This window comes from Roseivivax sp. CAU 1761 (genome assembly GCF_054482755.1).
Genome location: NZ_JBTLRM010000023.1, coordinates 24,253 through 37,226, shown reverse-complemented (window position 1 = coordinate 37,226; position 12,974 = coordinate 24,253). Strand labels below are relative to the sequence as shown.

10 protein-coding genes are annotated in these 12,974 nt (G+C 69.7%); 4 read left to right on the top strand and 6 right to left on the bottom strand.

The annotated features are described in order from the left end of the window. Positions 1 to 549 precede the first annotated feature (549 nt). Complete coding sequence (locus tag ACXYMW_RS13995) at positions 550 to 1,554, top strand: helix-turn-helix domain-containing protein (protein ID WP_459035944.1); 1,005 nt, start codon at positions 550 to 552, stop codon at positions 1,552 to 1,554. A 37-nt stretch (positions 1,555 to 1,591) separates the two neighbouring features. On the opposite strand, the gene ACXYMW_RS13990 is transcribed toward ACXYMW_RS13995, so the two are convergent. From ACXYMW_RS13990 to secD, 3 genes are read right to left on the bottom strand one after another with little or no spacing between them, the layout of a single operon-like run. Further along, positions 1,592 to 2,335 carry a sulfite exporter TauE/SafE family protein gene (locus ACXYMW_RS13990; protein ID WP_459035943.1) on the bottom strand — a complete coding sequence of 248 codons (744 nt, stop codon included), beginning with the start codon at positions 2,333 to 2,335 and terminating at the stop codon, positions 1,592 to 1,594. Positions 2,336 to 2,362: 27 nt separating this feature from the next. Further along, positions 2,363 to 2,761 (bottom strand): hypothetical protein, encoded by a 399-nt coding sequence (locus ACXYMW_RS13985; protein ID WP_459035942.1) that lies wholly within the window; start codon positions 2,759 to 2,761, stop codon positions 2,363 to 2,365. A gap of 51 nt (positions 2,762 to 2,812) precedes the next feature. After that, entirely contained in the window at positions 2,813 to 5,308 is a 2,496-nt protein-coding gene (secD, locus tag ACXYMW_RS13980) for a protein translocase subunit SecD (RefSeq protein ID WP_459035941.1), read from the bottom strand. A gap of 300 nt (positions 5,309 to 5,608) precedes the next feature. On the opposite strand from secD, the gene ACXYMW_RS13975 reads away from it, so the two are divergent. The 3 genes from ACXYMW_RS13975 to ACXYMW_RS13965 are packed head-to-tail and all read left to right on the top strand — an operon-like array spanning position 5,609 to position 9,179. Beyond that, positions 5,609 to 6,649 carry a TerC family protein gene (locus ACXYMW_RS13975; RefSeq protein WP_459035940.1) on the top strand — a complete coding sequence of 347 codons (1,041 nt, stop codon included), beginning with the start codon at positions 5,609 to 5,611 and terminating at the stop codon, positions 6,647 to 6,649. Then, positions 6,646 to 7,269, top strand: a complete 624-nt coding sequence (locus tag ACXYMW_RS13970; RefSeq protein WP_459035939.1) for an exopolysaccharide biosynthesis protein — start codon at positions 6,646 to 6,648, stop codon at positions 7,267 to 7,269. The genes ACXYMW_RS13975 and ACXYMW_RS13970 overlap by 4 nt, the downstream gene beginning before the upstream one ends. 35 nt (positions 7,270 to 7,304) lie before the next feature. Next, positions 7,305 to 9,179 carry a potassium transporter Kup gene (locus ACXYMW_RS13965; RefSeq protein ID WP_459035938.1) on the top strand — a complete coding sequence of 625 codons (1,875 nt, stop codon included), beginning with the start codon at positions 7,305 to 7,307 and terminating at the stop codon, positions 9,177 to 9,179. A gap of 60 nt (positions 9,180 to 9,239) precedes the next feature. On the opposite strand, the gene ACXYMW_RS13960 is transcribed toward ACXYMW_RS13965, so the two are convergent. From ACXYMW_RS13960 to ACXYMW_RS13950, 3 genes are read right to left on the bottom strand one after another with little or no spacing between them, the layout of a single operon-like run. Next, positions 9,240 to 11,474 (bottom strand): TRAP transporter permease, encoded by a 2,235-nt coding sequence (locus ACXYMW_RS13960; RefSeq protein ID WP_459035937.1) that lies wholly within the window; start codon positions 11,472 to 11,474, stop codon positions 9,240 to 9,242. Then, a complete protein-coding gene (locus ACXYMW_RS13955) occupies positions 11,471 to 11,980 on the bottom strand; it encodes a DUF1850 domain-containing protein (protein WP_459035936.1) in 510 nt (169 codons plus the stop codon). The genes ACXYMW_RS13960 and ACXYMW_RS13955 overlap by 4 nt, the downstream gene beginning before the upstream one ends. After that, positions 11,980 to 12,954: a TAXI family TRAP transporter solute-binding subunit gene (locus tag ACXYMW_RS13950; RefSeq protein WP_459035935.1), complete on the bottom strand. Its 975-nt coding sequence runs from the start codon at positions 12,952 to 12,954 to the stop codon at positions 11,980 to 11,982. The genes ACXYMW_RS13955 and ACXYMW_RS13950 overlap by 1 nt, the downstream gene beginning before the upstream one ends. Positions 12,955 to 12,974: the final 20 nt, after the last annotated feature.

Here is a 12,974-nt window from a genome sequence, read left to right as displayed (position 1 = left end):
CGTCCTGCGGGGCGCCGTTTCCACGTGCCGGATCGGCGCAGGGAAGGCACGCGCGACCTGTCGGTTTCACCAGGGGCGCGAGGGTGCATTTCCCACGCGATTCGAGGCGGTGGGGAAGGGCATATGTGGACCTCTTCGCCCTATTCCGCCCCGAATCGCCGCCGATGGAATGGCAATTCCTCTTTCCCCCTGAAGTAATATGGGTTTGGCGATAACACACGGCATGGTGGTGCCCCGCCTCGGGCCGAATTCCGCGCCGCCCGCGTCTCAGGCTTTGGCGGCAAGTCCCTCGAAAAACGTGAAGAACCGTTAATCCGGCCGCGCCATTCGAAGTCGCGAATCCGGTCTCCGAAAGCGCTGCGAAATCTCGGCGGGCAGAAAAAATTTGCGAAAGATGGCGTTTGGGCCGACACTGAGCGCCGTTGGGGCCTGACGGTCGGCGCTTCGCCTCGCGCTGCCCGGTATTTCTACGGCTGATTATCTATATTTATTTCGCATCATCTCGACTTTGTTGTATCAGTTTGGGAGGGGCGGATAATGCGGCTTAGCATGGATACGCCTTGGTTCAGCGCGCTGAACCACGTCATGACTCGTATTATTCACGCAGAATCCTGGATCGTCGAACTCAAGGATCGAAACGGCGCATTGCCGTCGGTTCTGGCCAAGAGCGGAAATCTCTATTGGCAGGAGAAGGCGTTTCAGCAGGCAATTGCCGATCTGGAGGCCGCGACCGAGTTCCGAAGAAAGACCCGGGCCTGGGCAAAGCGGGAATTGATCTGTGCCAAGGGCGAGAAACGCGAGAAAGTGCCGCGCCGGCTATTTCTGTTTCTGTCCCAGTTGGCGACCGGGGAAACCTTGCGGGGCGGGCTGGTTCTGGACCATTCGGCATATCCCACGCGGCCCAATCCCGACGGAACCGATATCCTCAACCTGATTGCCGCGATCGGGGCAGGGGCCGCGCATGAAATCCGATTGCAGCGCGAAAGATGGGCGGCGCAGCGCCTGTTTTCACTGCTCGCCTTCGATTGCCTGATCGTCAATACCGAGGGCCGGGTCGTCTTCCGGACGCCCAAGGCCTTCGAGGCGCTGGGATTGAATGGCGGCCGGTGCGAACAGGCGTTTCCGCTAAAGGGGCTCCTGCGGGATGCGCAGGAGCAGTATTGGTCCGGCGCGGGCCTGTCGGCGCAGCGCTATCACATCGCCACCGTGGAGGGCGGCGGCGGCGATGCCCTGCCGTTCTACGTCCTGCCGCTGCCGAAAGAGGACAGCGAGCCCGATCCGAAGTTTCTGGCCGTCGTGGTGCCGCGGGAAACCGATCCGCCCAGCGACGAGGCGCTGATCGCGATCCTGTCGCTGACGCCGGCGGAAGCGAAAGTCGTCCGCTCGATCGTCGCGGGCAGCAAGGTCCGCGCCATCGCGGAGGAGATGTCGCTCGCCGAGCAGAGCGTCCGGACATATCTGAAACGCGCCTACGGCAAGATCGGCGTTTCCAGTCAATGCGAGCTCATCGCGCGGGTGAATGCCCTCTCCATCCCGCTGCGCGCCGGGTCGTGACCAGGGTGCCGTTCCGCGGGCCGGGGCGACAGGCCGCTCAGAGGGCGGACCGCCAGAGGCCGTAAAGGCCGAGGAACACGATCAGCGCGCCGACGCCCAGCATGAGCGCGCGGCGTGGGGCGAGGCGCACGATCAGCGCCGCAAACGGCGCCGCCGGGACGCCGCCGACCACGAGAGCCAGCGCGGCGATGCCGAATTCGCGCCAGCCCAGATGCCCGGCGAAGGTGATCGCGATGGCGGTCGTCACGAAGAATTCCGCGGCGATGGCCGACCCGATCATCTGGCGCGCCGAATTGCCCGATGCGACCAGCGTTCCCGACACGATGGGACCCCAGCCGCCGCCGCCGATCGCGTCGAGGAACCCGCCGATCCCGCCGAGCGGCAGGAGACCCCGCGGCGGTCGGATGCCGGGCAGGTTGCGGAAGGCCTTCCACAGGATCACCCCGCCCATGACGGCGAGGTAGGCGGAGACGAAGGGGCGCAGGAAGTCGCCGGCGCCGGTGGCCAGAAGGCTCGCCCCGGCGATGCCGCCGAGGATGCCTGCAATCGCCAGCGGCCGGACCAGCGCCCAGTCGACGTTGCGCGCGACGTGGTGCGATCCGGCGCTGACCGCGGTCGTCGCGGTCTCGGCCAGGTGCACCGCGGCGCTGGCCGCCGCGGGCGAGTATCCCAGGGTCAGCAGCAGCGAGGTCGAGGTCAGCCCGTAGGCCATACCGAGCGCGCCGTCGACCATCTGCGCGGCGAAGCCCACCGCGGCGATCTGCCAGAATTCCTCGATCATGGCGCCGGTCCCGGGACCCCGGATCGCTCACGCCGCGCGCTGGCCGGAAAGCCGCGGCCCGGCCGCCCCGGCGGGCGGCGCGGGAAACGGCGCGACGTTGTCCGGCTCGACGGGCCGTCCATAGGTGGCCTTGACCGCCCGGCGGAACACCAGACCCGTGGCGATCACGGTGGCGATGCTGACGAGGTCGGTGCCCGCGGACAGGATCGCGCCCAGCGAGACCCCTCCGGTGAGCGCCGTCCAGAGCCCCACGAGGGAGGCCGCGAGGGCCAGCGGGAACAGGCCGGTGAGCAGCGAGAGCAGGATCGAGGCCAGCATCTCGGTGCGCAGCCAGCTGCCCCGCGGCGCCATGAAGTTGCAGAAATAGATCGCGCAGATCAGCCCGAACGAGGCGATGCTGGCAAACAGCGCGGCGGTGTGAATCATCGCAGTACCCTTTTCGAGAATGCCGCGCGCAAGGGCGCGGAGGCGGACAGCTCAGGCAGGCGGTTGGTCGGCGGCGGGCGCGGCGCCGGGGGCGGCGTGGCGCGCTCTCCAATCCCCGAGGAACAGCAGGATCGGCGCCGCGATGAAGATCGAGGAGGAGGCGGCGACGACGATTCCGAAGACCATCGGAATGGCGAAGCTCTGCACCGCGGCGCCGCCCCAGATCGCCATCGGCAGCATCGCAAGCAGCGCGGTTCCCGAGGTGTAGAGCGAGCGCGCCAACGTCTGGTTGATCGACAGGTCGATCAGTTCGCGCAGCGGCATCCGGGGATGGCGGCCGGCATTCTCCCGCATCCGGTCGTAGACCACGACCTTGTCGTTCACCGAATACCCGATCAGCGTCAGCAGCGCCGCGATGGCGGTCAGGCCGAAATCGAGGCCGGTCAGGGCGAGGAAGCCCACTGTCTTGGTGATGTCGAGCAGCAGCGTCGCGATGGCGCCCACGGCGTAGGGCCAGTCGAAGCGCGCCCAGATGTAGACCAGCATGGCGACGCTGGCGGCGGCGACGGCCAGGATCCCCGCGACGGCGAGCTCGGCGCTGACCCGGGGGCCGACGATCTCCACGCGCTCGATCCGGGTCTCGGGGGCGATCTCGGCGACGACGGCGCGCACCCGGTCGGCCGCGGCGCTCTGCGCGCGTTCGCCGCCGGGCTGCTCCTCGACGCGGATCAGCACGGACCGCCCGGCGTCGCTCTCCTGCAGCGACACCTCGCCGAGGCCGAGCGCCTCGACGCCGGGGCGCAGCTCGGCAAGCGCGATGGGCGCCGCGCCGCGGGCCTCGATCAGCACCCCGCCGCGGAAATCCACGCCGTAGTTCAGGCCCGGCGCCACGAACAGCCCAAGCGAGGCCAGGGACAGGACCAGCGACACCGCGAGGCCCGCGAACCGGGCGCGCATGAAGCGGAACGCCGGCACGCCGCCGGGCGCCAGCGCCGCGAAGAGCGGCCGGACCTCGAAGGTCTTCGGCCTGCGGGTGCGCAGATGGACGTCCATCGCGGCGCGGACCACCGCGACGGCGGTGAAGAGCGAAATCGCGATGCCGAGGCCCATGGTCAGGGCAAAGCCGCGCACCGGCCCGGACCCGATCCAGAACAGCAGCGCGGTCGCGATCAGGGTGGTGAGGTTGGAATCGAGGATGGCGCGGTAGGCCCGGTCGAAACCCGCCTGCACGGCCGAGGCGGCGCGCTTGCCGCTCCGCGTCTCCTCCCGGATGCGTTCGTTGATCAACACGTTGGCGTCGACCGCCAAGCCCATGCCGAGGATCAGCCCGGCGATGCCCGGCAGGGTCAGGGTCGCGCCGAGCAGAACCAGCGCGGCCACGGTCAGGGCCACGTTGATCAGCAGCGCGGCCGTCGCCACCGCGCCCCACACGCCGTAGAGCGCGATCATCATCGCCGCGACCAGCGCGAAGCCGGCCAGCCCGGTCCAGAGACCCATAGCGATGGCATCGGCGCCGAGATCGGCGCCCACCGTGCGCTCCTCGATGATCTCGAGCGGCACCGGCAGCGCCCCGGCGCTCAGCAGCGCCGCCAGCGTCGTGGTTTCCTCGACCGTGAAGGTGCCGCTGATCACCCCCGAACCGCCGAGGATCGGCTCCTGGATCACCGGGGCGGAGATCACCGCTCCGTCGAGGACGATGGCAAATCTCTGCCCCACGAGCTGCTGCGTGAGATCGCCGAAGATCCGCGCGCCCTCGGGATCGAAGCGGAACTGCACCACCGGCGCCCCTGTCTCGGGGTCGAAGGCCGCGGCGGCGTCGGCCAGCCGTTCGCCGTCGATCGCGGCGCGCGGCGCCACGGCCAGCGCGGAGCCGCCGATCTCCGGCAGGGTCACCGCGCCCGGCGCCGCCGCGGCGACGACCTCGTGGAAACTCAGCTGCGCGGTGGCGCCGAGGAGCTCCCGCAGATCGGCGGGGGCGCTGACGCCCGGCATCTGCACCAGGATGCGGTCGCGCCCCAGCGATTGCAGCGAGGCCTCGGCGACGCCCGCCTCGTCGATGCGGTTGCGGATGACCTCGATGCTCTGCGCGACCGCGTCCTGCCGTTCGAGGGCGAGGGCGGCGTCCCGCAGCGTCGCGGTCAGCCCGCCGGCGCTGTCGACAAGCTGGAAGGCCGGTTCGGGCTGGCGCAGGGGGCCGCCTCCGACCGCGGGCATCGCCGCCCGGATCGCCGCCACGGCCGCGTCCTTCGCGATATGCGCGGGGATCGCGATCTCGAGGCCGCGCCCGTCCGGCAGCGCCCGCGCGGCGAGCGCCGGCTGCGCCGTCTCGAGCTCTGCCGCGAAATCCGCGACCAGCCCCGCGCGCAGCGCGGCGTCATCCGCCCGGAGCGTCAGCGACGCGCCGCCGCGGAGATCGAGCCCGAGGGCGACCGGCCGGGTCGGCCAGGCATCGGCCAGCGGGCGCGGCAGGAATGTCGGAAAGGCGATGGCAAGCCCGGCAAGGACCACCAGCGCATACAGGGCGAAACGCCAGAGAGGCAGCTTCAAGACCGAGGTCTCCAGGCCCGGGGGCGCCGGGCACGCCTTGCCGATCGTCGGAGCGACGCGGGCGCGGTCGGCACGGGCGGCCGGGCCTGTTCTGCGACTGGCCTCCCGGAGGTCGTATCGCCCGGGACGCCGCGCAAGAGGGGCCGAGAGAAAAAGATTTCCCCGCCGCCCGATTGAACGGCCGCCGGCGATCGCCACGTTCGCTAGGCTCGAGTTCCAGTTCTTCGAGAAGGCCCCCGGCCGGTGCCGGGCCTCGCCGGGCATGCACTGCGAGCGGACTTTCTTTAACGGGTTCGTCGAATGGAAATCTTGTTTCTCGATGTGCTGGGCAAACCGCTCTGGTCGTGGAGCGTGTTCCTCGCCCTGGTGCTGGCGCTCCTCGTCTTCGATCTCGGCGTGCTGCACCGCAAGACGCACGAGATCGGCGTGCGGGAAAGCCTGTGGCTCTCGGCCTTCTACATCACCGTGGGCCTCGCCTTCTCGGGCTGGGTCTGGCAGCAGCTCGGCAGCCAGGCGGCGCTCGACTACCTCACCGGGTTCGTGGTGGAAAAGAGCCTCGCCATGGACAACATCTTCGTCATCGCGGTGATCTTCGCCTATTTCGGCGTGCCGCGGGCCTACCAGCACCGGGTGCTGGTTTACGGCATCCTCGGCGTGATCGTCCTGCGCGGCATCATGATCGGCGCCGGCGCGGCGGTGGTCGCCCGGTTCGAGTGGGTGCTGCTGATCTTCGCCGCGTTCCTGATCTTCACCGGCATCAAGATGCTGCGCGCGGGCGACGAGGAATACGACGTCGCCGCCAACCCCGTCCTGCGCTTCATGCGCAGCCGCTTCCGGGTGACCGACCGGCTTTACGGCGAACGCTTCATGGTGCGCCTGCCGACAGGCGCGTCGGGGCGCACCGCGCTCTTCGTGACGCCGCTGTTCCTCGCCCTGGTGATGGTGGAGCTGGCGGACGTGATCTTCGCCGTCGACTCGATCCCGGCGATCTTCGCGATCACCACCGACCCCTACATCATCTACACGTCGAACATCTTCGCCATTCTGGGCCTGCGGGCGCTCTACTTCGCGCTGTCGGCGATGCTGCACCGCTTCGTCTATCTCAAGGCGGCGCTGTCGCTGGTGCTGATCTTCATCGGCTCGAAGGTCTTCGCCGCCGAGCTGCTCGGCATCGAGAAGGTTCCGCCGGCGCTGTCCCTCGGCGTCACCGCGGCGATCCTGCTGGGCGGGGTCGGGCTGTCGCTCTGGAAGACCCGGAAAACGGCGTCCGACCCGCACCCGGTGGTCCCGCAGGCGGCGGTCGCGCAACCCGCGGTCGCGGCGGATTCCCTCGTCAAATGATCGCCGGCTCAGATATCGGCGCGGCGCACGAGACCCCGCAGCGGCTCTCCGACGTGCTGCGGGGGCTCGAGACCGGGCAGGGTCCGCGGATTGCGCTCGGGGACCTCGTCTCGGGCCTGCGGGACCGCAGCTTCGCCCCGCTGATGATCCTCTTCGCGGTGCCCAACGTGTTCCTGTACCTGCCGGGGTCGTCGGTGGTGACCGGGCTGCCGCTGATCATCATCACGCTGCAATTGCTGTCGGGGCGGCCCTCCGTCTGGCTTCCGGGCGTTCTCAGCAACCGGTCCATCGACCGCGCCAGCTTCGCCCGGATCCTGCATTATGCCCTGCCCTGGGTGCGGCGCATCGAGGGGCTGGCCCGGCCCCGCGTCTGGCCGGCGACCGCGGGGGCGGTCGACAGGGTGATCGGGCTGGCCGGTCTGCTGATGGCCCTGCTGCTGTTTCTGCCGATCCCCTTCGCCAACGCGGTGCCGGCCCTGGCGATCATCGCGCTCGGCCTGGCGCTCAGCGAACGCGACGGGCTCTGGCTCGCCGCCGGGCTGGCGGCCTCGGCGCTGGCCATCGGACTGGTCGCGGCGATCATCGGCGGTAGCGCCATGGCGCTGTCGCGGCTGCTGTAACGGGTCGGCCGGGGAACATTCCGAGCGCGCATGCCATGGGCCAGACCTCCGACAGCGGCACCGCACCGACGCTGGCCCTGACCATCGGCGCCGTCGGCGTGGTCTACGGCGACATCGGCACCAGCCCGCTCTATGCCCTGCGGGAGGCGCTGCGGCCCGCCGCCGCCGACGGGCTGGCCCCGGGCGAGGTGCTGGGGGTCGTGTCGCTTCTGCTCTGGGCGCTGATCCTCGTCGTCACGGCGAAATACGTCCTGTTTCTGCTGCGCGCCGACAATCACGGCGAGGGCGGGGTGCTGGCGCTCTACGCGCTCCTCCAGGCCGCCTCCCGGAGGCACGGCGGGACGGTGCTGCTCCTCGCGGTGGCGGGCGCTGCGCTGTTCTTCGGCGACGCCATCATCACGCCGGCCATCTCGGTGCTGTCGGCGGTCGAGGGGCTGAAGCTGGTGACGCCGGTCTTCGAGCCCTACCTGGTGCCCATCGCGCTGGTCATCCTGACGGCGCTGTTCCTGATCCAGAGCCGCGGCACCGGGCCGCTCGCGCTCTGGTTCGGGCCGCTCACGGCGCTCTGGTTCGCGACGATGGGAGTGCTGGGGGCGGTGCAGGTCGTCCAGGCCCCGGCCATCCTGGCCGCCTTCAACCCGCTCTTCGCCGCGGCATTCCTGGCCGAGAACGCGCTGGTGGCGGTCGTCGTCCTCGGCGCGGTGTTCCTGGCGGTGACCGGGGCCGAGGCGCTCTATGCCGATCTCGGCCATTTCGGGCGCCGGCCCATCCAATATGCGTGGTTCGCGCTGGTCTTCCCGGCGCTGGCCCTGAACTACCTGGGGCAGGGCGCGCTGGTGCTCGCCGATCCGGCCGCGCTCGAAAACCCGTTTTTCCTCCTGGCGCCGGCCTGGGCGGTGCTGCCGCTGGTGGTGCTGGCCACGATCGCCACGGTCATCGCGAGCCAGGCGGTGATCACCGGCGCGTTCTCGATGGTGCGGCAGGCGGTGCAGCTGGGCCTGCTGCCGCGCTTCGACATCCGTCACACCTCGAACCGCGAAAGCGGCCAGATCTACGTGCCGGCGGTCAATGCCGCGCTTCTCTTCGGGGTGCTGCTGCTGGTGATCGAGTTCGAAAGCTCCAGCAGCATGGCGGCCGCCTACGGCATTGCGGTCAGCGGCACCATGCTGGTGACGACCGGGCTGGCGGCGCTGATGCTGCGCCATGTCCGGGGCTGGGCCTGTCCGGGCGTCGCGCTGCTCGTCGCGCCGATCCTGCTGATCGAGGGCGCGTTTTTCGCGGCCAACCTGCTCAAGGTGCCGGACGGCGGCTACGTGCCGCTGCTGCTCGGCGCGCTGCTCGGCACGGCGATGTTCACGTGGTGGCGCGGCACCCGCGACCTGTTCCAGCGCAGTCGCGCCCAGGCCGTGCCGCTGCCCCAGTTCATCCGCCGGATCGAGGCGGGCAGCGCATTGCGGGCGCCGGGCATGGCGGTCTACCTGACCAGCGATCCGAACGCGACGCCGCCGGCGCTGCTGCACAATCTCAAGCACAACCACGTTCTGCACGACCAGGTCATCGTCCTCACGGTCGAGACCCTGGAAGAGCCGCGCGCCGCGCCCGCAGACCGCGCCCGGGTCGAGCGTATCGACGACCGTTTCACCCGCATCGTCCTGCGCTTCGGGTTCATGGAAACGCCGAACGTCAACCGGGCCCTCGGCGACCTGCGCCGGGACAGGCTGGATTTCGCGGGCCGCAAGCTGTCCTTCTTCCTGGGGCGGCGCAAGATCATGGCGAGCCCCAGCGTCGGCATGCCGGTCTGGCAGGACCGGCTCTACATCCTGATGTCGCGCTTCGCCGCCGACCCGACCGACTTCTACCGCCTGCCGCGGGATCGCGTGGTGGAGATGGGCGCCCAGGTCGCGGTCTAGCGGGGCCCGGCAGTGCCGGGGCCGGACCCGCCCCGGCCTTGGGCGGGCCCGGCCGACCGGTCAGGCCGGCTTCGGCGCTCGGGTGCCCGGGCGCAGCAGGATGCACAGCACGGCCAGCGCGCCGAGGCTGATGGCAACCGGTTCGGTCGAGATCAGCAGCAGACCGGCCACCGTGAGACCGATCTTTTCCCACAATTTCAGAGCGCGCCGGAACCAGCCGATATAGGCCGCCGACAGCGCCAGCACCCCGGTCAGGCCCGAGACCAGCGCGGTGATGAATTCCAGCCAGGTGAAGTCCACGAAGAGCAGGCTCGGGGCGTAGATGAACATGAACGGCACCAGCGCCTTGCCCATCGACAGGCGGAACGCGGTGGTGCCGGTGGTCATCGGCTCGGACCGCGCCAGACCCGCCGCGGCATAGGCGGCGAGCGCCACCGGAGGCGTCACGTCGGCCAGCACGCCGAAGTAGAACACGAAGAAATGCGTCGCGATCAGCGGCACGCCGAACTCCATCAGCGCCGGCGCGGCGATCGAGGCCAGGATGATGTAGGTCGGGGTGGTCGGGATGCCGGCCCCCATGATGATGCAGGCGAGGGCCACGAAGATCAGGCCGAAGAACAGTGCCAGCGCGTCCTCGGAGAGCAGGCCGGTGACGTCGAGGGCGATCACCGCCTCGGCCAGATCATGCGCCAGCTGCACCACGGCGGCGGAGAACTTGAAGCCCAGCCCGGTCAGCGTGGTCATGCCGAGCAGGAAGCCGACGCAGGCGCAGGCGGCGCCGATGGCGAGGGCGAACTTGGCGCCGTCCTCGAAACCGCGCACCAGCCGCGGCGGGGTCAGCACGGTGGAGAGATCCATGCTGCGATAGCCGAGCGCGTGCATCACGAGCGGCACGTAGCTGCAGGCAATGGTCAGCAGGATGCCCCAGAACGCCGCCAGGAAGGGGGTGTACTGCATCAGGAGCAGCGCCACCATCACGCCGAGCGGCACGAAGAGGTGCCAGGAGCGCGCCAGCACGGCGCCGAATTGCGGGATCTTGTCTTTCGAGAGCCCCGTGAGCCCCAGCTTCTTGGCCTCCAGATGCACCATCAGCAGGATGGCGATGTAGTGGAAGGCCGCCGGCACGATGGCGATGAGGATGAGCTCGTTGTAGGGGATGCCCAGCATCTCGGTCATCACGAAGGCCGAGGCGCCCATGATCGGCGGCGTGATCTGCCCGCCGCAGGAGGCCGAGGCCTCCACCGCCCCGGCGAAGCGCCCGGAGAAGCCGGACCTCTTCATCAGCGGAATGGTGAAGGCGCCGGTGGTCACGGTGTTGGCGATGGGCGAGCCGGAGATCATCCCGAAGAACCCCGAGGACACCACCGAGACCTTGGCGGAGCCGCCCGAGGCACGGCCGGCGACGATCGTGGCGAGGTCGATGAAGAGCTGCCCGAGGCCGCTCATCTGGGCGAGGATGCCGAACAGGACGAAGTGGAAGACGTAGGTCGCGACGACCCCCACCGCGACGCCGTAGATGCCCTCGGTGCCGATGAAGAGGTGGTTGATGATGCGGGTGATCGAATAGCCGCGATGCGCCATGATGCCGGGCAGGTAGGGGCCGGCCAGGGCGTAGATCAGGCAGCCGACGCCGATCCAGGCCAGGGTCGGGCCCATGGTGCGGCGGGTCGCCTCGAGCGTCATGACGATGGCCACCAGGCCCATCATGTAGGCGGGCTCGGGCGGGTTGCCGACATTGGCGATGAAGACGTGCTCGAAGTACACCGAGAGATAGGCCGAGAAGCCGGCCCCGGCGGCGGCGAAGAGCCAGTCGCGCAGGGCGACCTTCTCGGGATCGGCGCCGCGGCGGTTGAACGGCAGGGTGAGCGCGATCAGCCCCAGCATCACCGCCACGAAAACGGTCTTCAGCGAACTCGCCGGCAGCGCCGCGGCGAGGCCGTAGAGAAGGTAGAGATAGAAGCCCGCGAAGAGCAGCGACTGCGCCCAGGCGCCGCGCGTCGGCGCCGCGCGCTTGCGCGGAAAGACCAGGAAGATCAGCCCCATCACGAAGCTCAGATGGATGGTGCGGTGCATCACCTCGTTGAGCAGGCCGAAGCCCGCCGTGTAGACGTGGAACAGCGACAGCACCACCGAGGCCACGGTCACCAGGATCGCCGTCGGCCCCACCAGCCGCCGGAAGTTGGATTCGGAATCGTATTCGCGCACCAGCGCTTCCAGCTCGTCCGGGGTCAGGTCGGGGGCGCCGTCGGCGGCGCGGGGGCCGGAGCGGTCGTCGCGCGGCATCGCGTGGGTCACTGTGGGGTCTCCTCGTCGCAGGGGGCCAGGGTGAGGGCCCGCCGGCCCAGATCGGCCAGGGCCAGATCGGTCCCGTCGGTGTGCAGCATGTTCTCGAATTCCGGCTGGACGCGCAGCGCGATCGGCCCGGTCCGCCGGTGCATGTCGAGGATGAAGCGGCCGCCTTCGTGCCGCCATCGGGTGGCGTCCGGCGCTTCGGCGCCCGAGGGCAGGCCGGCGCCATGGGCCAGGTAGGTCTCGCGGAGCTGGACGATCTCGCCTCGGTCGATCCGGTAGCTGTCGCGCACCCGGGTCCGCGAGACCGAGTGGATGAAGCTCAGCTCGAAGTCCCGGCCGGGCCCGAGCGGGAGGCGCGCGATCTCGGCCTGCCGGCCCCGGGTCTCGCTCAGGCACAGCCAGGCGGCGTCGGGGTCGGACGCGCCGGCCGGGGCCGGCGCGGCGGCAACGAGAAGGGCGGCCAGGGCCGCCCTTCCGGTGCCGCGCAGGGTCGATGCGCGCCGGCGCATTACTGCGCGATGCCCTTCTCGGCGTAGTACTTCTCGGCGCCCGGATGGACCGGGATGGAGACCGATTCCAGCGCCTTGTCGAGCGAGATCTGTTTGCCCATCGGGTGCACGTTGCCCAGCGTCTCGGTGTTCTCGTACAGCGCCTTGGTCACGGCGTAGACGATCGCCTCGTCGACGTCCTCATGGGTCGCCCAGATCGCCCGGACGGCGAGGGTTTCGACATCCGCCTCGACGCCCTTGTAGCTGCCGGCCGGGATGACCGAATTGGCGTAGTAGGGCTGGCTTTCCTGCAGCTTGGCGATGGCCGGCCCGTTCAGCGGCACGACGCGGATGTCGTGGCCGTTGGCGAGGTCGGTGACCGAGGAGGTCGGCAGCCCGGCGGTGATCAGCGAGGCGTCGAGATTGCCGTCCTTGATCTTGTCGACCGACTGCGAGAACGAGGAGTAGTCCTCCGAGACGTCCTCGCGGGTCAGGCCGTGCGCCTCGAGCAGGTCGCCCAGGAGCTGCCACTGGCCCGAGCCCGGCGCGCCGGAGGAGACCGACTTGCCCTTCAGGTCGGCGAAGGTCTCGATGCCGCTGTCGGCGCGGACCACCAGCTGCACGGTCTCCGGGTAGAGGGCGCCGATGGCGCGCAGATTCGTTACCGCCTCGCCCTCGAACTGGTTCTTGCCGTGATAGGCGGCATCCAGGATGTCGGCCGCGGCAAAGGCGGATTCGATCTCGCTGCGGCCCAGCAGCTGGGCATTGGCGACCGAGGCGTTGCCGGTCTCGGCGGTCGCCGACAGCCGCGTGTCGGGCAGTTCCGCGGTGTTCGAGATCAGCTGCGCCAGCATGCCGCCCAGCGGGTAGTAGGTGCCGCCGGTGCCGCCGGTGGCGATGCCGAAGAAGGTCCGGCCGGCGGCCAGGACGGGGGTGGAAAGCAGCGCCAGGCCGGCCGTGCCGGTGGCGAGAAAGCTGCGCCGGGAAAGGGTCATGGAATCCTCCGTTCACTGTT